The 23,881-nt window shown below is 48.7% G+C and carries 22 protein-coding genes and 1 tRNA gene; 6 read left to right on the forward strand and 17 right to left on the reverse strand.

Annotated features, from left to right (window positions below):
- Window positions 1–17: 17 nt before the first annotated feature.
- The 7 genes from buk to L9W92_RS08120 form a co-directional block, all read right to left on the reverse strand.
- On the reverse strand, window positions 18–1,088 hold the full coding sequence (gene buk, locus L9W92_RS08090; RefSeq protein WP_240083249.1) for a butyrate kinase: 1,071 nt from the start codon (window positions 1,086–1,088) through the stop codon (window positions 18–20).
- Window positions 1,089–1,140: 52 nt separating this feature from the next.
- Entirely contained in the window at window positions 1,141–2,043 is a 903-nt protein-coding gene (locus L9W92_RS08095; RefSeq protein ID WP_240083250.1) for a phosphate butyryltransferase, read from the reverse strand.
- 67 nt (window positions 2,044–2,110) lie between these two features.
- Window positions 2,111–3,214 carry a DUF362 domain-containing protein gene (locus tag L9W92_RS08100; protein WP_240083251.1) on the reverse strand — a complete coding sequence of 368 codons (1,104 nt, stop codon included), beginning with the start codon at window positions 3,212–3,214 and terminating at the stop codon, window positions 2,111–2,113.
- A 339-nt stretch (window positions 3,215–3,553) separates the two neighbouring features.
- A complete protein-coding gene (locus L9W92_RS08105; RefSeq protein WP_240083252.1) occupies window positions 3,554–4,084 on the reverse strand; it encodes a fibronectin type III domain-containing protein in 531 nt (176 codons plus the stop codon).
- Window positions 4,085–4,351: 267 nt separating this feature from the next.
- The gene (gene clpB, locus L9W92_RS08110) at window positions 4,352–6,937 is read right to left on the reverse strand and encodes an ATP-dependent chaperone ClpB (protein ID WP_240083253.1); all 2,586 of its coding nucleotides are present in this window, start codon (window positions 6,935–6,937) and stop codon (window positions 4,352–4,354) included.
- Between the two features lie 3 nt (window positions 6,938–6,940).
- Window positions 6,941–7,921 carry a DnaJ C-terminal domain-containing protein gene (locus tag L9W92_RS19135; RefSeq protein ID WP_240083254.1) on the reverse strand — a complete coding sequence of 327 codons (981 nt, stop codon included), beginning with the start codon at window positions 7,919–7,921 and terminating at the stop codon, window positions 6,941–6,943.
- A gap of 120 nt (window positions 7,922–8,041) precedes the next feature.
- Complete coding sequence (locus L9W92_RS08120) at window positions 8,042–8,491, reverse strand: Hsp20/alpha crystallin family protein (RefSeq protein WP_240083255.1); 450 nt, start codon at window positions 8,489–8,491, stop codon at window positions 8,042–8,044.
- Between the two features lie 459 nt (window positions 8,492–8,950).
- Here L9W92_RS08120 and L9W92_RS08125 point away from each other — a divergent pair, with 459 nt between their 5' ends.
- From L9W92_RS08125 to L9W92_RS08145, 5 genes are all read left to right on the forward strand, one after another.
- A complete protein-coding gene (locus tag L9W92_RS08125; RefSeq protein WP_240083256.1) occupies window positions 8,951–9,361 on the forward strand; it encodes a hypothetical protein in 411 nt (136 codons plus the stop codon).
- A gap of 868 nt (window positions 9,362–10,229) precedes the next feature.
- Window positions 10,230–10,433, forward strand: coding sequence for a hypothetical protein (locus L9W92_RS08130; RefSeq protein WP_240083257.1), 204 nt, complete (start codon window positions 10,230–10,232; stop codon window positions 10,431–10,433).
- A gap of 18 nt (window positions 10,434–10,451) precedes the next feature.
- On the forward strand, window positions 10,452–10,820 hold the full coding sequence (locus L9W92_RS08135; protein WP_240083258.1) for a spore coat protein: 369 nt from the start codon (window positions 10,452–10,454) through the stop codon (window positions 10,818–10,820).
- Between the two features lie 259 nt (window positions 10,821–11,079).
- Complete coding sequence (gene acs / locus L9W92_RS08140) at window positions 11,080–13,041, forward strand: acetate--CoA ligase (protein WP_240083259.1); 1,962 nt, start codon at window positions 11,080–11,082, stop codon at window positions 13,039–13,041.
- A gap of 153 nt (window positions 13,042–13,194) precedes the next feature.
- Window positions 13,195–13,755, forward strand: a complete 561-nt coding sequence (locus L9W92_RS08145) for an FxLYD domain-containing protein (protein WP_240083260.1) — start codon at window positions 13,195–13,197, stop codon at window positions 13,753–13,755.
- A gap of 188 nt (window positions 13,756–13,943) precedes the next feature.
- Here the strand turns inward: L9W92_RS08145 and L9W92_RS08150 are convergent, their stop codons facing one another.
- From L9W92_RS08150 to L9W92_RS08160, 3 genes are all read right to left on the reverse strand, one after another.
- Window positions 13,944–14,165 (reverse strand): NifU family protein, encoded by a 222-nt coding sequence (locus L9W92_RS08150; protein ID WP_240083261.1) that lies wholly within the window; start codon window positions 14,163–14,165, stop codon window positions 13,944–13,946.
- Window positions 14,166–14,285: 120 nt separating this feature from the next.
- Complete coding sequence (locus L9W92_RS08155) at window positions 14,286–15,350, reverse strand: DUF4349 domain-containing protein (protein WP_240083262.1); 1,065 nt, start codon at window positions 15,348–15,350, stop codon at window positions 14,286–14,288.
- A 40-nt stretch (window positions 15,351–15,390) separates the two neighbouring features.
- Window positions 15,391–15,966 (reverse strand): RNA polymerase sigma factor, encoded by a 576-nt coding sequence (locus tag L9W92_RS08160; protein ID WP_240083263.1) that lies wholly within the window; start codon window positions 15,964–15,966, stop codon window positions 15,391–15,393.
- A 254-nt stretch (window positions 15,967–16,220) separates the two neighbouring features.
- Here L9W92_RS08160 and L9W92_RS08165 point away from each other — a divergent pair.
- Window positions 16,221–16,306 (forward strand) — tRNA-Leu (locus tag L9W92_RS08165).
- 169 nt (window positions 16,307–16,475) lie between these two features.
- On the opposite strand, the gene L9W92_RS08170 is transcribed toward L9W92_RS08165, so the two are convergent.
- The 7 genes from L9W92_RS08170 to L9W92_RS08200 form a co-directional block, all read right to left on the reverse strand.
- On the reverse strand, window positions 16,476–17,525 hold the full coding sequence (locus L9W92_RS08170) for a site-specific integrase (RefSeq protein WP_312038075.1): 1,050 nt from the start codon (window positions 17,523–17,525) through the stop codon (window positions 16,476–16,478).
- Between the two features lie 152 nt (window positions 17,526–17,677).
- Window positions 17,678–18,343, reverse strand: coding sequence for a helix-turn-helix domain-containing protein (locus L9W92_RS08175; RefSeq protein WP_240083264.1), 666 nt, complete (start codon window positions 18,341–18,343; stop codon window positions 17,678–17,680).
- A 672-nt stretch (window positions 18,344–19,015) separates the two neighbouring features.
- Window positions 19,016–19,258 carry a stalk domain-containing protein gene (locus L9W92_RS08180; protein ID WP_240083265.1) on the reverse strand — a complete coding sequence of 81 codons (243 nt, stop codon included), beginning with the start codon at window positions 19,256–19,258 and terminating at the stop codon, window positions 19,016–19,018.
- 81 nt (window positions 19,259–19,339) lie between these two features.
- The gene (locus L9W92_RS08185) at window positions 19,340–21,391 is read right to left on the reverse strand and encodes a M56 family metallopeptidase (RefSeq protein ID WP_240083266.1); all 2,052 of its coding nucleotides are present in this window, start codon (window positions 21,389–21,391) and stop codon (window positions 19,340–19,342) included.
- Window positions 21,392–21,399: 8 nt separating this feature from the next.
- The gene (locus L9W92_RS08190; RefSeq protein WP_240083267.1) at window positions 21,400–21,762 is read right to left on the reverse strand and encodes a BlaI/MecI/CopY family transcriptional regulator; all 363 of its coding nucleotides are present in this window, start codon (window positions 21,760–21,762) and stop codon (window positions 21,400–21,402) included.
- A gap of 88 nt (window positions 21,763–21,850) precedes the next feature.
- A complete protein-coding gene (locus L9W92_RS08195; protein ID WP_240083268.1) occupies window positions 21,851–23,191 on the reverse strand; it encodes a hypothetical protein in 1,341 nt (446 codons plus the stop codon).
- Between the two features lie 21 nt (window positions 23,192–23,212).
- Window positions 23,213–23,698, reverse strand: a complete 486-nt coding sequence (locus tag L9W92_RS08200) for an RNA polymerase sigma factor (protein WP_240083269.1) — start codon at window positions 23,696–23,698, stop codon at window positions 23,213–23,215.
- Window positions 23,699–23,881: the final 183 nt, after the last annotated feature.

Consider the following 23,881-nt stretch of genomic DNA (forward strand, 5'->3'; position numbering starts at 1 on the left):
ACTTTTTAATAATTTTTTTAATATACTTTTACATCCTCTAATCCGGCCAGCACTCTCAGTCCACCGGCCGCGAGGGCCTCCATCTCGTTTTCGCCCGGATAAACGCGGACCGGGGCGATAAAACGAACTCTTTCTTCAATCCACCCCACCAGCATGCGGCTATGGGCAATACCGCCCGTTATGACGACAGCGTCGACATCGCCCTTCAGGATGGCGCCGCAAGCGCCTATTTCCTTTGCCACCTGGTACGCCATCGCCTCATAAATCAATTTGGCCTGCTCGTCGCCCCGCTCAATCCGTTCCTCCACCTCCAGCGCGTCGGCTGTTCCCAGGTAAGCTACAAGCCCGCCTCCTCCGACAATTTTTTTCATCATCTCTTTCCTGGTGTAAAGACCGCTGTAGCACATCTCCACCAGTTTTCCCGCGGGCAGCCCCCCGCTCCTCTCAGGCGTGAACGGACCGTCACCTGCCAGCGCGTCATTCACGTCGATAACTCGTCCCCGCAAATGAGCGCCTACCGATATGCCGCCACCCAGGTGAGCAACAACGAGGTTTATTTCAGAATAGTTTTTCCCCATGTCTTCCGCCGCCCGCCTGGCCACGGCCTTCTGGTTGAGCGCGTGGAAGAGGCTCTCCCTGGGATTTTCCGGCATCCCGGAAATGCGTGACACAGGCTCCTTTTCGTCAATACACACCGGGTCCACGATATACGCCGGGATGCCCAGTTCCCCCGCAATGGAGTGGGCGATCAGGCCGCCCAGATTCGAAGCGTGCGACCCGCGTCTTTCCGCTTCCAAATCCTCAAGCATCTCTTTGTTCACCAAATAGGTGCCCCCCGGAACGGGCCTCAGCAAGCCGCCCCTGCCGACCACAGCGTCCAGCTCCCCAGGTTTAACACCTGATTTCGCAATAGCGTCAATAACCAGCCGCCGTCTGTAGGCAAACTGCCCGGTAACTCCCGGGAATTTCTTCAGTTCTTCGCCGCCGTGTCTCAGCGTTTCGGAAAAAATGGGGTCGTTGTCCCGAAAAACCGCAAGCTTGGTCGAGGTTGAACCTGGGTTGATGATTAGCTGCAAAAAACTTTTCATATTCATGCAACCCCCTTGGATATCAACATTTTGGTCAAAAAATAATCATAATTTATTTAATATTCGCCATAAGCACTCCGATAGCGACGGACACCAGCTTCGCTTCGGAAGAATCAGCCCGCGACGTCAGGATTACCGGGGCGCTGGCGCCTACAATCAGGCCGGTTATTTTCGCCCCCCCCAGGAATACCAGCGCTTTATAAAGCACGTTGGCCGCGTCGATATTGTCCAGCAGGAGGATATCGGCTTGGCCGGCGACAGCGCTTTTTACGCCTTTGGCCCTGGCGGACTCCTTGGATAAGGCCAGATCCAGGGCCAGCGGCCCGTCAACAATGCAGTCCTTGATTTGGCCTCTTTCAGCCATCTTGCAAAGCATACCCGCGTCCACAGAACTGGTCATGTCAGGATTCACCAGTTCCATATGAGAGATGAGCGCCACTTTGGGATTTTCAATTCGCAGTGACTTGGCAACGGATACAGCGTTTTTAACCATATCAACCTTTTGGACAAAGGTTGGCTTGATATTCATCCCGGCATCCGTCATCAGCATCAATCTATTGTAACCGGGTGATTCGAACACAGCCACGTGACTTAAGACTTTCCCGGTGCGGAGGCCGATATTTTTGTCCAGAACCGCCTTTAACACAGTCGGTGAATTAACCGCGCCCTTCATCACCATATCGGCTTCCCCGCTGTGGACCATTTGCACCGCTTTTCTGGCCGCGTTATTAATCTCCGGTTCGTTGATTACTTCAAAATTGCTGATATCAATGCCTCTTTCGCTTGATATTCGGGCAATCTCGTCAGCGTCACCAACCAACACGGCATTGGCGATACCGTTTTCCTGGCATTCCCTGGCGGCTTCTATTACCTCCCCGTCCTGAGCTACAGCTATGGCAACCTTTTTCGGAGGGCATTTCTTAGCTTCTTCCACTATGTCTGCAAAACTCTTCATTAAAGCAATCACCTCTCTTATGGATTAGAAATAATTATTCATTCTGGCTCCTGGCTCCCGACTCCTCTCAGCAACTGATCAACTCATATTTCCTGGTGCCCAGCCCGATTTCTTCAGCGTAATCCAGTTGGCGCCGCCAGTCTATACCGGGATACAATGCGAGAAACTTATCCCCCACGTCTCCTTTACCGGCCAAACGGCTGCCCGGCAAAACCTTTTCCCGGTTGACCAAATCAACGCAAGCCTGATCAAGGGCGACCGGGTCACGCGAGGCCAGGATGCCGATATCCCTTACCAGGGGAGCGTCGCTAAAACCACAACAATCACAATCAGGGGTTACTTGGGTAACAAATGAGATAAAACCGTATTTGCCGTTCTTATTTTTTATCGCGCCTTCAGCATACTCCACTATTTTCTCCTGCATCCGATCCGGCTCGGACTGCCAGTCGATTTCGATAGCGCCGGCCGGGCAGGTCACGGTACATTCACCGCAGCCGATACACTTGCCGGGCTCGATAACAGATACTTTTTGCCGTACTGAGATCGCTCCTGCCGGGCACCACCGGCCGCATTTTGCACAGCCCTTGCACTTGTCGGCGCTCACCACCGGGTGAACATCGGAGTGCATCATTAATTTGCCGCTTCTGGAACCCAGCCCCATCCCGAGATTCTTTAAAACACCTCCAAACCCGACAAGCTCATGGCCTTTAAAATGAGTAACTGCGATCAGGGCGTCGGCGTGGTACGCGGACGCACCGATTTTTACTTCATTAAAATGTTTCCGGCTGATTTGCACATTCACGTACTCTTTTCCCGACAGCCCGTCGGCGATGATTAGCGGGGCGCCCATCACCGCATAGGCGAAACCGTTCTCAACAGCTGTCTGCAGGTGGTCGACGGCGTTTGCACGGCTGCCTTTGTAGAGCGTGTTGGCATCCGTGAGAAACGGCTTGCCGCCCAACTCCTTCACCTTGTCCACAATCCGGCGCACAAACTGGGGGCGGACATAACCGGTGTTGCCCCGCTCGCCGAAATGCAGCTTAATGGCGACCAGCTCTTCCGGCGCGATAATTTCCTGCAGTCCGGCCCGCACAAACAACCTTTCCACTTTATCCAGCAGGCTCAGATCATTTCCCGCACGCATATCGGTAAAATATACTTTCGCGCTCACAGCATAATCCCCCGCGCAGCATAGATTAATTTACTTTATGATTTCTATTGTCTCTTTTGTTATTCCTGCCTGCGAATAAAAACTATTCATTAAAACTATTCTTTAAAATCTGAACAAATTCGTGGGGTCAGCCCTTGACATTGAAATTCGTGGGGTCAGTGAAATTCGTGGGGTCAGCCCTTGACATTGGACAATTCTGCAGGTTAGCGATCATTATATTTTAATCATAAGGTTCTAGCCATATTATTACCCCATAATTTGTTGTGCTTGTCCAATGTCAAGGGCTGACCCCTTAATAAGAAAAAAAAGGCCTTCCCAGAGGGAAGCTTTTACGGACAACTAATTATCAATATACTCCATCACCTCAAAACTGAGTATTTTGTCGAAAACAATATACTCCTTCATGCTGAGAAACGGTCCAGAATTGTATATATTGGTTACCTCATAAAAATCTTTAGGCTTGCTGCTGTACCACTTAATAAATGCATCAACTTCCGCCATGGTGAGGTCATATTCCTTCTGGATGCCGTTAACCATCGTGATTACCATGAGCGCCCTATTCTCACTTGATTCTGTTTCTTGCGTCGCGGCATGTGCTTCATCCAAATTGCCGTTTTCGCCTGCAGCGTTAATATCAGCAACAGTGGCGCTTATCTCATTGGAATCTCCGCTTTCGCCATCGGCTGTAACTGCGGATACCACATAATAATAGGTGGTACCGTTGCTCATATCGGTATCGGCATCAATATAGGTCGTTTCTTTTATGCTAGTCGCGATAACCTCATATGGCCCGCCAGAGGTTGTTGCCCTTTTAACATTGTAACACGTCGCATTGGGAACTGAGTCCCAGGTAAGAGTGAATTTAATCAATAATCACCACCTCACAAAATACCTTTAATTACTCTATTCGACAATAAAAGGATTTTTCCTTCCAAAATGAACTACAAGTTCCGACAAATCCCAATAAATATATAGGAATGGAAATGATAATTGTTTCAGGAAATAAATCTAAAAGGTCCCAATTTTTAGAGCAGGCTCGCAATATTTAAGACTAAACGATTTAGCAAGACCAAAAATCAAACCCGGGCAGTTGGTAATCCCGCCCGGGTCTTTTCGTTCGCTCTACAGCCGTTTTAATCAGCCTTTTTCAAAAACCAGCCCGCCGGCCGGGTCTGTGCCCACCGTGACACGATCACCCGCGGTGCCTTTTCCTTCCAGGATATAAACTGATAGCGGGTTTTCCAGCCGCTTCTGAATCGCGCGTTTGAGCGGCCGCGCGCCGTATACCGGGTCAAACCCCTCCCTGGCCAGGAGCGCCCCGGCTTCCGCCGTCACTTCCAGGGATATGCCCAGTTTAGCCAGGCGCTGTTTTAACAATGCCAACTGGATGTCAACGATTTTGGCAATCTCTTCCTGGCCGAGGTTGTTGAAAACAACCACCTCGTCGACCCGGTTCAGAAATTCGGGGCGGAAACTGGCCTTCAGCTCTTCCATCACACGCGCTTCCAGCTCGGCCCGGTTGCCCCCGTTCAATTCTCTGAACCAGTGCCCGCCCAGGTTGGAGGTCATGATCACCACGGTGTTGCGGAAATCAACCGTCCGGCCGTGCCCGTCGGTCAGCCTGCCGTCGTCAAGCAGCTGCAGCAGGATATTGAACACGTCCGGGTGCGCCTTCTCAATTTCATCGAAAAGGATTACTGCATACGGACGGCGGCGCACGGCTTCCGTCAGCTGTCCGCCTTCGTCGTAACCGACGTAGCCGGGGGGCGCCCCGATCAGGCGCGACACGGTGTGTTTTTCCATGTATTCGCTCATATCGTAGCGCAGCATCGCCCGCTCGTCGTTAAACAACAGGTAGGCCAGCGACCTGGCCAGTTCGGTCTTGCCCACTCCTGTCGGGCCGAGAAAGATAAACGAACCCATCGGCCGGTCCGGGTCGGAGACTCCCGCCCTGGCCCGGCGAATGGCGTCGGACACCGCCTGCACCGCGCGGTCCTGGCCGACCACCCGTCTGTGGATGAATTCCTCCATCTGCAAAAGCTTCTGCACCTCGCCTTCGAGCATGCGGGATACCGGAATGCCGGTCCACTTGGCCACCACTTCGGCGATGTCTTCCTCATCCACTTCTTCTTTCAGCATTTTATGCGCTTTTTGCAAATCCGCCAGCTTCTCATTTCTTTGCTGCAGGCGCTGGTTCAGCCCGGGCAATACCCCATAGCGCAATTCCGCCACCTTGCCCAGGTCGCCGTCCCGCTCGGCGGTCTGCTCGGCCAGTCTGGTTTCCTCGATCTGCCCCTTGATCTCCCGGATGTCCTGGATCAGTTCTTTTTCCTTGCGCCAATGTTCCTTCAATTCCTCCATTTTGCCCTTCAAGTCCCGCAATTCGTCCTCCATCCTGGCCAGCCGCTCGATGCTTCCTTTGTCCTGCTCTTTAGACAGGGCCTGTTTCTCTACTTCCAACTGTCTGATCCGCCGATCGATCTCGTCAATCTCGGTGGGCATGCTGTCTATCTCAATACGCAGCCGGGAAGCCGCCTCATCGATCAGGTCGATGGCTTTATCCGGCAAGAAACGTTCGGTGATATAGCGGTTGGACAAAGTCGCGGCGGCTACCAGGGCGGCGTCCTTTACCCGCACCCCGTGGTGCACTTCGTATTTTTCTTTTAAACCGCGCAATATGGCAATGGTGTCCTCCACACCGGGCTCACCCACATAAACCTGCTGGAACCGCCGCTCCAGGGCGGCGTCCTTTTCAATATGCTTGCGGTATTCGTCAAGCGTGGTGGCGCCCACGCAGCGCAGTTCGCCCCTGGCCAGCGCCGGCTTGAGCATGTTGGCCGCGTCGACCGCTCCCTCGGCGGCGCCGGCCCCCACCAGGGTATGCAATTCATCAATAAACAGGACGATTTCACCGTTGGCCTCGTTGATTTCTTTCAGCACTGCCTTCAGCCGGTCCTCGAACTCGCCCCGGTATTTTGACCCGGCCACCATCGCCCCGATGTCCAGGGCAAGCAGCCGCTTGTTTTTCAAGCCCTCCGGCACGTCCCCGCTGAGAATGCGCTGGGCCAGCCCTTCCACGATGGCGGTTTTGCCGACCCCCGGCTCCCCGATCAAAACCGGGTTGTTTTTTGTGCGCCGGGAGAGGACCTGGACCACCCTGCGAATTTCTTCATCCCTGCCGATCACCGGGTCCAGTTTCCCTTTGCGGGCCATGTCGGTAAGGTCCCGGGTAAAGCGGGCCAGCGACTGGTATTTATCCTCCGGGTTCTGGTCGGTAACCCGCTGGGTGCCGCGGATCTCCACCAGGATTTTATACACCCGGTCCGCGGTCACCCCGGCCCGCCGCAGGATCCGCCCGGCTTCGCCGTCCCGCCGGGCAACCATCCCCAGCAGGATATGCTCGGTGCTTAGGTATTCGTCCTTTAAACGCTCGGCTTCCTTCCAGGCCAGGTCAATCGCTTCCGCAAGCCCCTTGGAAACATACATCCCGCCGCCGCCCTGCACTTTGGGCAGGCGGTCGACAGCAGCTTCAACCTGGCTCTTCAGTTTCGCCGGATCTATTTCCATTTTCCGCAATATTTGACCGACGACCCCTTCTTCTTGCTCAAGCAGGCCCAGCAAAACATGTTCTTCCTCCATTTGCTGGTGGCTGTGTTTTGCCATCATGCTCTGGGCCGCTTCAAAGGCTTCCTGGGTCTTCAAGGTAAGTTTATCCATACGCATCGTTCAAACCCTCCTTCCGGGCTTCTTCAACATATTAAACAGGCGGGCGCGTGGATTTTCTTTATTCAGCTCCGCCAGCGTCTTATACAGTTCTTCTTCACGCCGGGTCACAGTCTCAGGGATCACCACTTTTACTTTCACCAGCAGGTTTCCGGGACCGCCTCCGCCGGGGTCCGGCATGCCCATGCCGCGCAGGCGAAAAACCTTGCCGGTTTGAGTGCGCGGGGGAATTTTCAGAGAAACCGTACCTTTTAAAGTCGGGATGTTCACTTCCCCGCCCAGCACAGCCTCAGTTACCGCAACCGGCACTTCATACTCCAGGTCTTTATCCTTAATCTTGAAAAGCGGATGGGGACGCAGGCTGACGGAGAGATACAAGTCGCCCGCCGGGCCGCCTTTCTGCATGCTTTCTCCCTGCTGCGGCACCCGGAGCTTATAGCCCTCCCGCATGCCGGGCGGAACTTTCACTTTCAAATGACGCCCGTTGACCAAAAACTCTTTGTTTGCCCCGGCAAAAGCCTCTTCCAGGCTGAGCTCCAACCGCGCTTCGGTATCCGCGCCGCCCCGGCCCCGGCCACGCCTTTCCCAAAACAGGTCGGTGTCGGTAAACGGGTCCATGTCGCCGAAAAAAGTCCTGAAAAAGTCACTGAACCCGCCGTATCCCGGGCTCTCATAGTGGAAACGGACACCGCCGGGACCGGCTTCCCGCCATTGCCCCCGGCCTTTCTGATAATTGCTCCAGTCGAAATTCTGCCAGTCCGCGCCTATATCCGCGCCAATTTCATCGTATTTCTTCCGTTTTTCCGGATCGCTCAAGACTTCATACGCCTCGCTGATCTCTTTAAACCGCTCCTCGGCCTTTTTATCGCCCGGGTTGGCATCCGGGTGAAAGCGCCGGGCCAGCTCCCGGTATGCCTTCTTAATTTCCTTTACGCCGGCCGTCTTTTCCACTCCAAGTATGCTATAATAATCTTTGTAATGCACGCCGGTTCACCCCCTTTCTATACGATACCGGTTTATTCCGCTAATTATTATTATTCTCATAAAAAGGCGAGGGTAAATCCCTCGTCCGAATTATTAGTCAACCAACCGGGAGCCAGATGTTTATCCTTCAATATTAATATTGATTTCTTTCTTTCTGGCGTCCTCTTCTTTGGGGAGAGTGATTTCCAAAACGCCGTCATGATAGCGGGCTCTCAATTTATCTTGCTTCACCGGCATATTCAAGGTAAACGACCGGCTGAATGAACCATAGCTGCGCTCGACCCTGAGGTAGTTGGCATTTTCTTCTTTTTCTTCCTTTTGGCGTTCCGCCCGGATAGTCAATAAATTATCAGTTAAAATGACTTTGATGTTATCTTTGTTGAACCCCGGCAGTTCCGCCTTGATCAGGAACTCCCCGGGAGTGTCTTTAATATCCACGGGAAACGCTCCCTCCTGGGTTAGGGCAGCTTCAGGCTCCCTCCAGAAGCGAAAGCTATCGTCAAAAAGCCTGTTGATCGAAGACTGCAAGCCTGACAAATCACGGAAAGGATCCCATTTAACCAATGCCATGAAAAAACACCTCCTGATTTTTTAAAAAATAATTTTTATAGGCGATTGCTCCCGGTGGTTGAATTGTCATTATTTAACCTTGACTATCTTTGACCTTAGTATAATCCATACGTGGACGATTGTCAAGTTTTTCTCTGTAATTTTTTTGCTAAAAATGTGGGAGAATATTTCTCTATAATCTCTATAATAATGAAGCAATTTCAATATGGGTGGCACTTGTACATAAGGCGACGAGCAGCGGTGAAAGGATTGAACCAAATTGCTATTGATTTTGGGATCGATATTAATTTTAGGATTTCTCATTGGCGCAGCCACTGTGATTTATTTTCAAAACAAGCCGCCGCGCGGCGGAAAACCATAACATGAGACGGTGAGGAGTCCCCTTGGGGGCTCTTTTTTAGTGAAATATCCGGGGATAAACAAGCATAAACTTACATCAAAAAGAAAGGAGGGTTCCCGGTGAGAATTCTCTCTGCTGTTATCGCCGGACTAGCAGCCGGACTCCTGTTTTGCCTGCTCGTCTTCCTGGCAAGCCCCAAAGCCGCATTTCCAGCGTTTCTGATCGCCTGGTTCATATTCAGCCTGTTATTTTACCGCAAGGCGGAATCATCCGGAAAAATTTGGTCCAGGGCTTGCCTCGCCGCCGGAGCGGAGTGCCTGGCCATCCCGCTGGCATCATGGTTTTTGCCTTTCTTTTGCGGACAGCAAGCGGTGCAGGCCGCAAAACAAAACGCATACAACGCAAGTCAAGCTTTTGGCTCAGCGTTCGGCGGCGGCCTGATAAATATGCTGGCCGGCTACGCCGGTATATTGATCGGCCTATTGCTTATCTTCATCGCCTATCTTTCATTAAAACCGGTAAGAAGATAAAGGGAGACAGTGGTAGCATGTAGCATGCATTAAATTATGCTTTCAAGCACCTCAAGGGTGCTTTTTTGTTGAGCGAGTGTGATAGTTTTTGGGCCTTTTAGTATAATAGAATGGGTACCAGGTAAACGTCAGTTTGTTCCTGTTCAGCCGTATTTTGTTCATTTAATTTATCATGCAGAATATTCATAAATGCGCCCCTCTCCACGGATTTTTCTCATAGTAACATTGTTTGCTTAAAATAATCTTAGTGTTGTCTGTGTTTTTCATGAAAGTTATATGAATTTTTTCAAAAGAAAACCACCTCTTCAGGTGGCAAAAAAGGAAAATGGGTAAGTTGGTAAGGGGTCAGCCCTTGACATTGGACAAGCGCAACAAAGTGGTAAGGGGTCAGCCCTTGACATTGGACAAGCGCAACAAATAATGGGGTGATAATACAACTAGACCCTTATGATTAAAAATACAATGACCGCTAACCCACAAAGTTGTCCAATGTCAAGGGCTGACCCCACTTTTGGACCCCACTTTTGCTAAATGCTAATTGGTATTCTAAAGCCGTATTTCATATAAAGCCAGATGCAAACAACTAAAATCAAAGCTATTATGAGAAACTTGATTATCCCTTTAAATACTCTAATAACAAAAAAGAATATTAATAACGCGACGATAACGTATAAAAGCGATGTTAAGTCCAATAAGAATCCCTCCTATTCTTCTTCCCTAAAATACTTCGACAAAAGGAAGGTTTTCCCTGCAACACAAAGCAGGCTGTTTTTCTCTTAAGGAGCAAGGTAAAGGGGGTCAATTCTTTTGCATTTTTTTCATAAAACTGGGCCAAACTATTTTAAACCGAATAAGGAGGTGGATATCGATGACTCAAATTACGGAAATGGAGCTTCTCCAAACGGGAGAACTGCTCAGGTCGGAAGCGCTGGCCATCGCCAAGTACGCGACGTGCGCCCAGCAGTCCACCGACCCGAAACTTCAGCAGATATACTCTGCCGCTGCGGACAGACACCGGGGCCACTATGAAACGATTTTAAGAAGCGTACAAAACCTGGCCGGCCAAAGATAATTCTAAGGAGATGAAATAATGCTGGAAGAAAAAGACCGTTTAACTGATTCCCTGGTTATGGAAAAATACATTGCCGACAACTGCAATTCCGCCGCCATTGAGGCATCCAGCCCGCAACTGAAGGAAGCGTTTATCAATATTTTAAGAGATGAATATCTAATTCAACACGAAATATTTAACGAAATGAATAACCGCGGCTGGTATCAGCCCAAAACAGCGAATATCAACGATATTAACCAGAATCTTAACAAATGGAACCAGGAGTTGCAGCGGGTGCAAACTACCGCCTATCAGAGAACAGGGGCACAGCCCGGCAGCTATCAGGCGGTTTTCCCGCAATACGGGTTTCAAACAGGCACCGGTACGCCACAAAATCCGATAGCTTAACCTGAATAATTACCCCCTGCCCAGGGGGTAATTATTACTTTCACACTCCCGCAGCAACCATTCACACCCGGTTTTTTTTCGTTTCAAATAATATTCTCGACCATTCAGCCGTCCATAATGCATTTAGGGGGCTTATTCTGTTAACTAAAAGCATATTTCTTAATTAATTAAAAATAATGATGTAATATATTAACGGTCGAAATGTGCTTAAGAGCCGATAGAATCATCCAATACCCAATACTATTATGGAGGGGAAAACATGGCCGAAATGAAATCGATGATGGTTGAAAACAGGGTTTTCAACCCTTCTCCGGAGTTTGTCTCAAAAGCCAGGATTAAAAGTCTGGATGAGTACAAGGAGATGTACCGCAGGTCCGTCGAAAGCCCGAACGAATTCTGGGCGCAGATGGCTGAAGAAAATCTGACCTGGTTTAAGAAGTGGGAAAGTGTTGAAGAATACAGTTTCGAAGGTGACATATTTGTCCGCTATTTCGCTGGCGGCAAGCTGAACGTATCATACAACTGCCTGGACCGCCACCTGGATGGCCCGCGGAGGAACAAAGCCGCGCTTATCTGGCAGGGCGAGCCTTTAGAGGATAGCAAGACTTACACTTATCAACAGCTGCATCATGAAGTCTGCAAATTTGCCAATGTTCTGAAGAGCCAAGGCGTTAAAAGAGGAGACCGGGTGGGCATCTACCTGCCGATGATTCCTGAACTGGCTATTGCCATGCTGGCCTGCACCAGGATCGGCGCCATCCACTGCATCGTATTCGGCGGTTTCAGCGCCGAAGCGATTCGCGACAGAATGCTGGACGCCAAAGCGGAAATACTGATCACCAACAACTTTGGTTACCGTTCCGGCAAATTCCTGGGATCCAAAGACGTAGCCGACGCCGCCATGGCCCAATGCCCCGACATCAAAAAGTGCATCGTGGTCAAGAGAGTGGACAAAGAATGCAACATGGTGGAAGGACGCGACGTATACTGGGACGACTTGATGGCAGAAGCTTCTCACATATGCGAACCGGAAGCAATGGATTCGGAAGATCCCCTTTTCATTCTATATACAAGCGGCAGCACCGGCAAACCCAAAGGTGTTATGCATACCACGGCTGGATACCACCTCTATGCGATGATGACCGTGAAATATTTCTTTGACATTCGCGATGAAGACGTTTATTTCTGCACAGCGGATATCGGCTGGGTAACCGGACACAGCTATTGTGTTTACGGCCCGCTGGGATTAGGGGCTACTTCCGTGATATTTGAAGGCGTGCCGAGCTATCCCGAGCCGGACAGGTTCTGGCAAATTGTAGAGAAATACGGCGTAAACGTTTTCTATACCGCTCCCACCGCCATCCGGGCAATGATGAAGGACGGCGATCAATGGCCCAACGGCAGAGACCTCAGTTCCCTGCGCTTGTTGGCTTCGGTCGGCGAGCCGATTAACCCGGAAGCCTGGATGTGGTACTACACAGTTATCGGCAAGGAAAAATGCCCGATTGTCGACACATGGTGGCAGACCGAAACCGGCGGGCACTTAATCGCCCCGATGCCGGGCGCGCACCCGATGAAACCCGGTTCCGCCGTGAATCCGTTCTTCGGCGTAGTCCCCGCGTTGCTTACGGCTGAAGGCAAAGAAGCCGGCGTGAACGAGGGCGGCCACCTTTGCATGAAGAAGCCCTGGCCCGGCATTATGCGCGGTGTATACGGGGATCCCAACAGATTTAAAGAAACCTACTTTGTGCAGCAGCCCGGCTACTATTTCAGCGGCGACGGCGCGCGCAAGGATGAGGACGGTTACTACTGGCTGCTTGGCCGCGTGGACGACGTGATCAACGTTTCCGGTCACCGGATGGGCACCGCGGAAGTGGAAAGCGCCCTGGTAGCGCACCCGACAGTCGCGGAAGCTGCGGTTGTAGGTTTCCCGCACGACATTAAAGGTGAAGGAATTTACGCTTACGTAACGCTGAAGGAAGGCGTGGAAGGCACCGACGCGCTCAAGAAAGAGCTTGTGGCGCACGTGCGTAAGGAAATTGGTCCCATTGCCTCGCCTGACAAGATTCAATTCGCGCCTGGTATGCCTAAGACCAGAAGCGGTAAGATTATGAGAAGGATCCTGAGAAAGATCGCCGCCGGCGCTATTGACGAACTGGGCGACACCTCGACACTGGCCGATTCCACAGTGGTCGACAACCTGGTGGCAAACAGGCAGTAAGCATAATCAAATTAACAACAAACTTAAGTATTTTAGAAGCGGGCTTGAAAATTCGAGCCCGCTTTTTAAGTAAATGGAACATTAACGGGTGTTTTTTCGTCTGATATGTTAAAAGCACCTTACCAGGGTAACAATACCAAGATGTGAGGGATCATGATGAGAAAGCGCTTGATAAAAACACTGCTGACGGTGTTTGTATTGAGTTTTATCTGCGCCGCGAGCGTATTTGCGGATACAAAAGGGATAAACCTAATTATTAACGGACAAAAACTTGAAGGTGCCGGAGTTTTGGTAGACGGCCAGGTAATGATACCAATCGATGGGCTGGCCAGGGCCATGGGCGGCACATTTGAATGGACGCCTGAAAGTGATACAGCATCGGTGACTCTGCCCATTCCAAATGTGCGTCCGGGGATTTACCTGACAGACGACTATACAATAAAAGTTAATAAAATCGTTGAAGGAATTACAATGTTAACCGTGTCGGGAGAAGTCACCAACACAGGCAACCGCAAGCTAACTAGTCTGACTGTATACGGCAAACTATTGAACGCCGATGGGCAGGAACTGACACGAACATTTACCACAAACCTCGAACCGACCGAACTTGCCCCAGGTGATACGGGTACTTTTGAAGTCATCTTCATGGATTACGACAAGTATAAAGAAAACAACGCGAGATACGGCATTTACGTTCAGGGATTCCCGCTTTAACTAAACAATTATTATCTCAGCAATTTCAGCAACTGTGAAGGAAGCGTTATTTCTCAGGCAATTAAAGGAGGCTGCGTCAAAAGAGTTCCCGTATCACTATCAAAGTGGTACGGGATTGCTGTTTTAAATCATTATTTCGGGCCATTGTGGGGACAAATTTTTTTTAAATTACTTTAATACAGAATCTTTTATACAGATACAACTTCTTTTACCTCTGGAACCTCTTGCTTGAGCATCCGCTCAATACCCTGCTTGAGGGTTATTGTGGCGCTCGGACACCCGCCGCAAGCCCCTTTCAACCGCACTTTAACCAACCCGTCGGGAGCGACTTCCACAAGCTCAACATCTCCGCCGTCTCTTTGGAGAAACGGCCGTACTTTATTAATAACTTCCTGAACTCTTTCTTCCATCTCACAACCCTCCTTCATAATATATCTTATCATGGACAATATATTTCTAATCTATTTTACCTATTATATCTCCGACTGACAAGAAAAAATACTGTTTTCAAAATAAGGCGTCAATAAAAATTACCTCAGGTTTACTTTGATAGTGGCAGTTTGTGTATCAGTCAACAATTTACTATACAACTTCTTCTGTTGTTCCATATCTGTTTGCACCTTGTTAAGCCGTGCCTGCGCTACTTCCGATTCGGCCAGAGGAGCGGCCTTTCCCATCGCTTGTTGGAGTATTCTTTCTTCATTCGCCAAATCTCTAATATTACTCTCATAACTTGATATTTTTCCGCTGACATCTTCACCCGCAACTCGTCTCGTGTCAGCGTCACCCATCTCCCTGATGCCGCTTAGCACATAATTAAACCGATCCGCAGGCACCTTGACGGTTAGCGTTCCTTCCTCCTGAGAACCGCCCGGCACCAAGTAACCCCCGTTGTCATCAGCCAAGTTGGCAATTTTTTCCGGCACGTCAGACGGATCTTCTGTTGACAGGGCTAGAGTGGCATCCAGCACCAAGTTATTCAACTTCTTATTTGAAGCCGGAATATTACCATAGGCAACTTGTGTAATAATTGCTTCTTCTTTTTCGGCCATTTTTTGTGGTACAACGGGTAATCCGGCTGGTGACCCCGGAGCATTACTTGGCTCATTCTTATGCGCCGGACTATCCTCTTTGGGGCCAGTTTCACTTGTATCTGCACTTCCATCATTTTTTGTTTCACTGTCCGGCGCCGGCTCATTCTGTTGTTCATGAACAAATAATGAAGATATCCTTTGGTACCACTGGTTCGGCATTCCATACATCAATGTGGTTATTCCAAGTATAACAACGAACATGGCGGCAAAAGAGCACGCACGCAGCCAACCGCTCTTTCTGAAGCTCATAAAAACGCCACCGTAACCGGCTTTTTCACGCGTCGGTATCGCAATCTTGCTCATGACCAGGGCACTGAACCCAGGGGGCGGCTCTACCTCCGGCAAGTCTTTTATGAAATTAACAGTTTCTTTAAGAACATCATATTTTTCCCGGCAACTTGCGCAAACAGCCAAGTGAGAAGTAACGTCTTCACTTTCCGGCAGAGCAAGTACTTCATCCAGATAAGGAGAAAGCAGTTCCTCAACTTCCAGGCACTGCATCTCTCATCCCCCCCTATTTAGCTAGACGCGAGCCGCCGCCCTAAAGTTCCCTACGGTCGTTAAATTTTTCTTTAAACGCCTGCCTGGCACGACTTAAGCGGGATTTAACCGTGCCTAAGGAACACTTTAATATATCGGCTATCTCTTCGTATGAGAAGCCCTGCACTTCCCGCATTATTAAAATCAAGCGGTGCTCTTTATTAAGACTGTCAATACACTCCTGGATCATGCCATTAAACTCTTTTTGCTCAACCACTTCCTCAGGTGAAGGAGTTCGACCGGATACCCGCGACATGATATGATCACCGTTATTTTCCGTTTCATTATCCAAAGACACAAAGTGGTATTTTTGCCGACGGCGTATCTCATCGCGACAAACATTAGCGGTAATACGGTATAGCCACGTCATAAAACTGGACTCTCCCCGGAAACTCGGCAAGGCATGGTAGAGCCTTAAAAAAGTATCTTGAGCAAGGTCGGACGCGTCAGCGTGATTGCCGATAAAACGGTATGCCACAGTGTAAACTTTATTCTCATAACGGTGGACGAGTTGCTCAAAGGCATCCATATCCCCGTTTTTACTTCTCTCGATGAGGATCTCATCGGCCGGTTGCATTCCATCCCTCCTCTGCGAAGGGCAACCATGAACAGGGAAACAGAACCTGTAAACAATGCACGGTAATTATCATGCTTATCCCGTTCACTTATCAATATGTTTTTCGACATTATACCTGTTAAATCCTTCATTTAGTTAAGTATTTCGGAGCAGCTTATCCTGTAAAATATGGCACTAGAAGACATCTTACTGCCTTTGGCATATTGACGGCATATCTCTTTTCTGCTAGAATAAATCTTGCTGAAAACTTATATGCCGATGTGGCGGAATTGGCAGACGCGGCGGTCTCAAAAACCGTTGGATAACCTCCATGCCGGTTCGACTCCGGCCATCGGCACCAGAAGTCAATGCTCTTAAAGCCGCGACACAAGCGGATTTGAGGGCTTTTTCTTTTCTAGCGGCACCTTTCTGTTTGCCCACGGCATACCGTCACATAAACCATTTTAGCGCAAATTTGCAGTGCTCTCATCTCCCTATTTACCTGGCATTTCGCCCGCTTTGGAGGGATGTCAGGAGGGATATACGCCGATGATGGCGTTGGCCGAAGCGACCTTGGAGCTGAAATCCAGGTGTGTGTAGATGTTCGAGGTGGTGGAAATATCACTGTGCCCCAACCACTCCTGGATCTCCTTCAGGCTGACTCCGTTGGCGTACAACAAACTGGCGCAGCTATGGCGCAGGTCGTGGAAACGGATTTTTTTCAAACCGTGGTTTTTCAGCGTGAGCGCGAAATTCTGGGTGATATAGCCCGGCTTGATCCGTTCTCCCAGCTCGTTCACGTAGAGGTAGCCGAGATACTCCCGGCAATAGGCTTTTCCGCAAACCTTTTGATTGCGCTCCTGCTCAACCTTCATCCGCCGGAGAAGCTTTGCAAAGGGCTCTACCAACGGCAGGGTGCGGTGGCTCGACTTGGTTTTGGCGCGGTCCTTTTCCACGATGATGGCTTTTCCGTCCACCCTTACCTCGGTTACGGTGTGCTTGATGGTCAGCGTCTTTTTTTCAAAGTCAATGGCGTCCCATTTCAGCCCCACGATCTCACTGCGGCGCAGTCCGTAAAACGCGCCCAGGATAACGGCCAGCTCTATCGGTTTGTTTTTCACGACGGCGAACAGGGCTTCCAGCTCCCCGGCATCGTAAATGCTGCCCACGAATTTTCCGGGTTTGGGCCGCTCGATCCGGTCGGCAGGGTTAAAGGCGATCAGGCCCACCTTGAAAGCGTACTGCAACGCCTTGCGAATGTTGGCGTGGCGGTGGATCACCGTGCAGGCGCTTAAGCCTTTCTCGTTCAGCTCGTACTGATAATAGTCCTGGATGTGCTTCGGCGTAACATCCTTTAACGTAAGCTTGAAGTCCTTAAAATAAGGAATAACGCGGCTCTTGATGCACATAGCGTAAGAGGCGTAGGTGGTCATTTCCACATTGTGTTTGATCATCTCCAGCCATTCCAGCAGGAAGTCGGTAAACAGTATCCGCACCTCGCCGGAGATCGGGTTTACCTTGTCGGCCGGATTGTCCCGGATCAATTCAAGCTCCACGGCATAGGCCAATAAGCAAAACAAAGGAAGCGGAAAAATAAAAACCTCCGCTTCCTTTGATGTCAGCCTATAAAAGCTCACCGGCAACCGATGGGCTTTTATTGACAGGCAAGCATGAAAGGCCCGCCAAAGGGAAGCGCGGAAAGGGGGGCGCGCTCCTATGCGGGCCTATTGTGTTAAGCTACCCTGAATGTCAGGATTCTGGTTATGAGCTTCGTTTCCAGCCTGCGGCGAAATTCAGGGTCTACGCACAGATGGGGATTGCCGTTTTCGTCGTAAAGCTGCCTTATGGACAGCGCGGCAATATACCTCTCGTAGTGCTTTAGGACGGCGTTGATTGCGTTGATGTCGCCGTTGCTTGCCGCCGCAATGACGGGAAAAGGAAGCAAGCCGTTATTACCGGTTTTAGCGTGTGTGCTATTCATCCGCTTTTCCCTCCATGAATTTTTTAATTCCTGCAAAGTGCTTGTTCGACGATAGGCAACGGTGCGCCGGACAAGGTTCAAGAGTTCTCCGATCTCCCTGTCCGTCATGTCAAGAAAATAAAACAGCAGGATAATGTCGCGCCTGTCCGTCGGCAGAGCTTTCAAGGCTTCGCCTATGCGCTCATCCGCCACAGCAATGTCGTGGCCCAATACGTTAAAGCTGTATATCTCCTTGAAATACTCGTCCATGACGGCCAACTGCACCAATTCCTTTTTGGACAGCTCGTCCAAAGATATTTCCTGCTCTCTGCGTCTTTTCAGCTCGTCGTAATAGTCGCGGGCTTCATGCTTGAGTATCTTTTTGCAAAAGCTGTCAAAGGTGTGCCGCTTGTGTTCTTCGTGGGAATGAGGCTTCATGTTCTCACCTCCCTTCGCGTCCGCAAAGGCGGGTGATGGCTTCCCCTTTCGCCACTACTACGGTAGGGATGAAAAATTTGGCAAAATGAACGGCAAAAAGTGAACAACAATTTGCCGTAAAACGCAAAAAAGCCCGACTGGATAAAAACCAATCGGGCGCAGGAGCTTGTATATCTTAACGTGTAATGTGTGTAGGTAACTTCATAACCGCAATAGTCCCATAAAGCATCAAGTCTTTTTTTGAAAAGTAGAATGGTATCAGATTATGTCGAAGGCAAATAAACACGGCGGCATCCTCCTTGTGCCGCCGTGTCCTTAAAAAGGGACGAACTTAATACACCCTCTGCTATGCTATTTTTAAAAAAGGAAAACGGCGGCCTTGATTTTTATTTCAAAACCGCCGTTTGGCATTGAGCCATCTTCTCATTGAGCCATCTTCTATAGTATGATTATTACCGCCGAAACAACGGTTTTTTTGTAGCTTTCAAGAAGTGAACCAGTGTAGTGCCGTAAGAGAAAACCTCACTCCTAACAATTGTAAAATTGAGTTCTTCGTTCAATAATCCACTGCATTTCCAACGCTGTCTTCTGAGCACAATTTTTACCCGATACGTTTGGCGTTAGAGCAACTATTTCTTGGCTGCTGACAGCTTGTAAAATGGTTATCAGCAGTTATTTAATGTCAGAGCTTGGATTAAAATCACTGGTTGTATCGATAAGAACCGTGTTGGTGCGGCCATCCCAAACCACGCCGAGGTTCAGCATACGGGCGATGTCGTGCAGCTTTAAATAATTGCTGCCTCCAATATGATAGCCGGCACCACCCATTTTAAGATCACCGATATAAAGCCTGGCTGTGCTTCCCCTGGCAGATACTTGCGTAATGGTGCTATCGGCAAGGCTTTTCGTTTTCATTCTTCTGTGTAACCTTTTTCTATCTCTACATTTAATCGGGTAGCACGACAATTTTATTCTGGTATCGCTCGTACAATCATTTTATGGTATCGTTACATATTCACGCTGGCGGTAGACGATATTGCCGCCGTCATCCAACAAACCAATATCCAGCCGATAGGTTTTGCCGCTGTAAAGCTTATATTTCGGATCGGTATTGCGACTGGCATCGCTCACTACGTCACCGGTCACTAGGTGTACCACAGAAGTCTCTATCTCCTCTCTGGGAGTTAAAATGATATTCTGAGGAGGATAGCCCTTTTCAATTTCTCCGGCCCCGCTTAATATTTCCAATCCTCTGTCGTCGGTTACGTATATTTCATAGGAGGATATGGCATCCAAAGTGATATCCGTTTTCAAAATAATGCTGTCTGTGGAAGCGGCCGATACGGCGCAACTGATGCCGTCAACTTTTTTGTTTTTATAATCTTTTTCAAAATCCGCAAAAAACCGCGGAAACTCGGGGTTTTCCAGTTCATACAAAAAAGCCTGTTCAAAATCTCCGATAAACTCAAAATTGTCCGCTTCCAGGTAGTCGTATTGATCAAAACTTGCCGCCGGCACGTTGTCGTTTTCGTTCGCAGTATCAAAATTTACCGAGGCAAAGGAGATCTTTTTCTCACCGTCATAAGCAAAATATACGGAGACATGCCTTTTCTGTCCGGAATTCGGGGATATCAGACTTGCTACAGGTAAATTTCTATACTCGGGGTACCCTATATTATTAAATTCATGAAATTCCATCCCGCCTAAGGTGGAGGCTTCGTATACTCTTTTATTTTTATACAATATCGTGTTTGATGTCCCATAAAGGCCATATGCGCCGGAGGATAATTTTGCTTGCCCTCTTGTTCCTTTCAGCTCCAGTATAATGTGAGTCTCTACCCGTCCCTTGGTATCCCTTGTTTGTATACGGTTGATGGCGATGTCGGCATTTCTGTCGTCGCCGGTAATATCATTTACCCAAGGGGGTAGAGTTTTCCCCAGAACATTTACGCTGAATTTCACACCGTCCTTAAAATACACCTCATTTTGCGTTCTGTATTCCAGCCCGTCCTTGGTCATATCCGCCAGCGCGCTGCCGGTAAATATCGCTGTCGCTGTTACGACCGCCGCCGTAAGCACCGAAATGATCGATAGGATTTTCTTCGTTTTTTTTGCCTGTTTAATCATAGCGAATCTCCTTTTGATTTGTTTTGCGTCCGGACACATGGCGGTGGTAAAGGTTTGGTTTTTTAAGCCGGTGGCAGATAGCAGGCTGAGGATGGTTTTCATATAATTGTCTTTGTTTTCATCGTCCATATCCTTTGTCACCACCGCATCACAGGATATTTCGCAATCCTCAACCATATTTTTAACGACAAAGTAAACCAGGGGATTAAACCAGTGAACCGCCTTGACAAGCATGGCCAACCATTTATAGATCAGATCTTTTCGCTTGTAATGGGTAAGCTCATGCCGTAAAACAAAGGACAGGTTTTCACTCAACATATCAATATGGGGCAGCACTATAACGGGGCGGAAAATCCCAACCAGCAACGGCGCCGTTACCCCGTCCATCATCAGGAGTCCGATTTTGCGCCTTATTTTCATAGCCCCTTTGCATTCCTCAAGCTCCCGGCAATCCTTAACAGCAAAAGCGTTTTTCCTGATTTTGTGCCAAAAAACAATGTAACTGACGATACCGCATAACAGGAACAGGGCTGCGCCAAAGAGCCAAATCAAAGCCATTGCATCAATTATACCAATGGAAACATTGGGTGCCAGCTCAATACTTCTGTATTCCATGGGCGTACCGTCAAGGATTTTCGTTTCCTGATGACGTATAGGCGGCGGCTGATCTGTTGTTTGCGTTGCATTTGTCTGCTCTATTACGGCGGGGGGAGGCGCAGATGGAGCTTCGATGGTATGGGGCGGTAGTTTTATGGAAACGGGCACCACCATGGCGAGCAGGACGATAAGCCATATGTAATACTGCCATTTTGGGCTGAATGCTTTCCTGGTCAGTGGCTTTAACAGCAGCAGGATGCCCGCAAGCACGTCACCCACCACAGACAGGGTGAGAATTGTTTGGAAAATCGATTGTAGCATCATTCCCCCTCCTAAAGCTTGAACAGCTTCTTGATCTCTTGGATATCCTGCTCTGATATCTCTTTGTTCTCATAGAGCGCTACCACCAGATTTTTAAGAGAGCCGTCGTAAATTTTGCCAATCAGTTTCTTGGCCTGACGGATTTTATAAGCGTTCTCATCCAGCAATGGTGTGTAGAAATAGGATTTCCCTCTTTTCTCATAAGTGATTGCGCCTTTTTCGGCCAATCGGCTCAGTAAGGTTGAAACAGTGGTGTATTTCCACGTCTTATCCTCTAGCCTGTCACAGATATCGTAGGAAGACAACGGCGCGTCGCTTTTCCATAAAATTTTCATAATCTCCAGTTCCGCCTCGGTAATATTTACCTTTGACATTAAGTCACCTCCATTATTTGAGACTACAATTGTCGTTGGTATCTAAATACTACATTCGTAGTTTAAATTTGTCAAGTATTTTTGAAATTTATAAGGGGGAGCGCTGGCTTAAGCCAGGTTCCCCCTGGTAATCATGCAAGCCCGGCCCCTTTCTGCGAAAAGAGGTGCGGGTCACGTCATTCTGAGCCTTGTAGCCTGAAAAGTCGTTAAACCCGCCAATGCCACTGATCAAGAGCTGTCCGTTCTCCTCTGAAAAGGTAAGGTTGTCTATGGTATATCCAGCAAATCCCTCGGAGGTCATACCCTCATAGAACACGACCGCGACATTACCTGTTATCTCGATTACAAAGCTATTCACCCAAGGGCTGGAGACACCCGTTACCCAATTAATGGCCTCGTAGTAATCTTTGAATTCAGATTGCAGCTCCACACTCAGCAGATTGTACTGCGCATGGCCGTCGCGGTCTTGAACCGCCCGCGCCCACTTAGCGGCTATTGTATTCTTTTCGATTGCCGCTTCTTTCGGCACAAGACTTTTTGCGATTTCCATTGCCGTTCCCTCGTCTACTTTGGCGGAGTCAAAACAAAAGTTAAAGGCGCAACGGAGATCCGCAAGCATGATGTATAAATGAAGCTCATCCACATAGGAATCGTCATTTGCCGCCGCGGGCTGCGTCGCCCGGATCAACGCTTTGGCGGCAGGATAAGCAAAGCCGCTTAAATTTTCATTTGAAAGCGTTTCCCTGTGATTGTCCTGAAACTGGGAAACGGGATTATCCGGGTCGTAATTTCTGATTATAAAGGAGCCGACCGATTCACCGGAACGAGTAAAACCTAAATCATAGGTGTTGCCACTAGCACTCCAGCCTTCCGGAAGCGAAAACGAATAGATACCTGTATCGTATATTAAGGTGTTAATTTCGACTGTACACTCTTCTTCGTCGCAGGTGGAGGCAAGCAATAAATTAGCCGCGAGATCGGAAAGCATTATAAAATGAGTATTATTTATGGTATACGCGCGTATTGGAATCTGCCTCTTATCAATATAAAAGAGCGTCGTAGGCAAATGTGCAACGGTGCCTTTGTCACTGGACAGTTCGGACGGTTCGGACAACTCGCCGCCCACCGGCGTATAAGCCATTCCGGTTGTCAGCAAAACCGCATTTTGGTTTCCATCCCAGCTTATTTCAAACTGTTTTTTCGTGCCATTCAGTGACATCGCCAGGTCGCGCAGTTTGAAATATACACTGCCATCGATTTTATATGCCCACAGGGCTACACTTTTGCCATCGATGGAAAGTATATATTGAACGGGCGTTGCAGCAACATCGAGCGTGCCGACCGCCGCCAGCGCCGGGGTGCATAAAAGCGAGAATACCAATACCGCAGCCAATATCAAGTTAATTCGTTGTCTTATATATTCCACCATTACTATCACTCCTCGTATATATCATTTCATCATATAATTTACTGCTTTATTTACTGTCACTCCAAAACGCTTTTTTACTAAAAATATTGGTAAGCAAATTGCTTTTGCAATTTGTTGAATAGAAAATTTTTGCCAGTAAAAAAGCAGTAAAATATATCTTTCATCAAAGTTTAGACTACCAAGCATTTGAATAAGTTCCTTTTTCTTAACATCTACCTGCTCTTCTATGTCTTCTGATGTTTTGATAAGTATCGTAGAGCCATTCCACTCGGACTTTTTTTGTATCTTTCTGCCATACTTATATAATAATTTGATACTTCGCTCTTTAAATAAATTGGCATCCGCCTTGTCCGAAATATTATTGAAAGCTTCGCAAAACACATTAATTGTGATTTGTTCGGCTGCCTTCTTATTGCCCAAGGTATAAAGTGCTAATTTATACAGTTGCTTTGCGGTTGCATTATAGAGGAATTCAACCTGATTCTGTATTTCCTGATTGCTTTCCAAAACGCTGACCTCCACCGAAACAATTTATACCTTATACACGAAAATAAGCGCCTGGGTGCATATTACGCTGAGAAAAAACACCTAAACCGCCGAAGTTAAACACTTAGACCGTTTTAATTGAACAGTCTCTCCGCAGAAACTGTACATTGATAGCCAAATAACCACATGGTATACTCATAATGC

The sequence above is a fragment of the Pelotomaculum terephthalicicum JT genome, from assembly GCF_022410535.1.
Classification (GTDB): domain Bacteria; phylum Bacillota; class Desulfotomaculia; order Desulfotomaculales; family Pelotomaculaceae; genus Pelotomaculum_D; species Pelotomaculum_D terephthalicicum.

What these genes read in the sequence shown, in the direction of transcription:
- buk (WP_240083249.1), bottom strand. Translation starts at nt 1,088, where the DNA reads ATGAAAAGTTTTTTGCAGCTAATCATCAACCCAGGTTCAACCTCGACC.
- L9W92_RS08095 (WP_240083250.1), bottom strand. Translation starts at nt 2,043, where the DNA reads ATGAAGAGTTTTGCAGACATAGTGGAAGAAGCTAAGAAATGCCCTCCG.
- clpB (WP_240083253.1), bottom strand. Translation starts at nt 6,937, where the DNA reads ATGCGTATGGATAAACTTACCTTGAAGACCCAGGAAGCCTTTGAAGCG.
- L9W92_RS08120 (WP_240083255.1), bottom strand. Translation starts at nt 8,491, where the DNA reads ATGGCATTGGTTAAATGGGATCCTTTCCGTGATTTGTCAGGCTTGCAG.
- L9W92_RS08130 (WP_240083257.1), top strand. Translation starts at nt 10,230, where the DNA reads ATGACTCAAATTACGGAAATGGAGCTTCTCCAAACGGGAGAACTGCTC.
- L9W92_RS08135 (WP_240083258.1), top strand. Translation starts at nt 10,452, where the DNA reads ATGCTGGAAGAAAAAGACCGTTTAACTGATTCCCTGGTTATGGAAAAA.
- acs (WP_240083259.1), top strand. Translation starts at nt 11,080, where the DNA reads ATGGCCGAAATGAAATCGATGATGGTTGAAAACAGGGTTTTCAACCCT.
- L9W92_RS08145 (WP_240083260.1), top strand. Translation starts at nt 13,195, where the DNA reads ATGATGAGAAAGCGCTTGATAAAAACACTGCTGACGGTGTTTGTATTG.
- L9W92_RS08150 (WP_240083261.1), bottom strand. Translation starts at nt 14,165, where the DNA reads ATGGAAGAAAGAGTTCAGGAAGTTATTAATAAAGTACGGCCGTTTCTC.
- L9W92_RS08155 (WP_240083262.1), bottom strand. Translation starts at nt 15,350, where the DNA reads ATGCAGTGCCTGGAAGTTGAGGAACTGCTTTCTCCTTATCTGGATGAA.
- L9W92_RS08160 (WP_240083263.1), bottom strand. Translation starts at nt 15,966, where the DNA reads ATGCAACCGGCCGATGAGATCCTCATCGAGAGAAGTAAAAACGGGGAT.
- L9W92_RS08175 (WP_240083264.1), bottom strand. Translation starts at nt 18,343, where the DNA reads ATGAAGCCTCATTCCCACGAAGAACACAAGCGGCACACCTTTGACAGC.
- L9W92_RS08180 (WP_240083265.1), bottom strand. Translation starts at nt 19,258, where the DNA reads ATGAAAACGAAAAGCCTTGCCGATAGCACCATTACGCAAGTATCTGCC.
- L9W92_RS08185 (WP_240083266.1), bottom strand. Translation starts at nt 21,391, where the DNA reads ATGATGCTACAATCGATTTTCCAAACAATTCTCACCCTGTCTGTGGTG.
- L9W92_RS08190 (WP_240083267.1), bottom strand. Translation starts at nt 21,762, where the DNA reads ATGTCAAAGGTAAATATTACCGAGGCGGAACTGGAGATTATGAAAATT.
- L9W92_RS08195 (WP_240083268.1), bottom strand. Translation starts at nt 23,191, where the DNA reads ATGGTGGAATATATAAGACAACGAATTAACTTGATATTGGCTGCGGTA.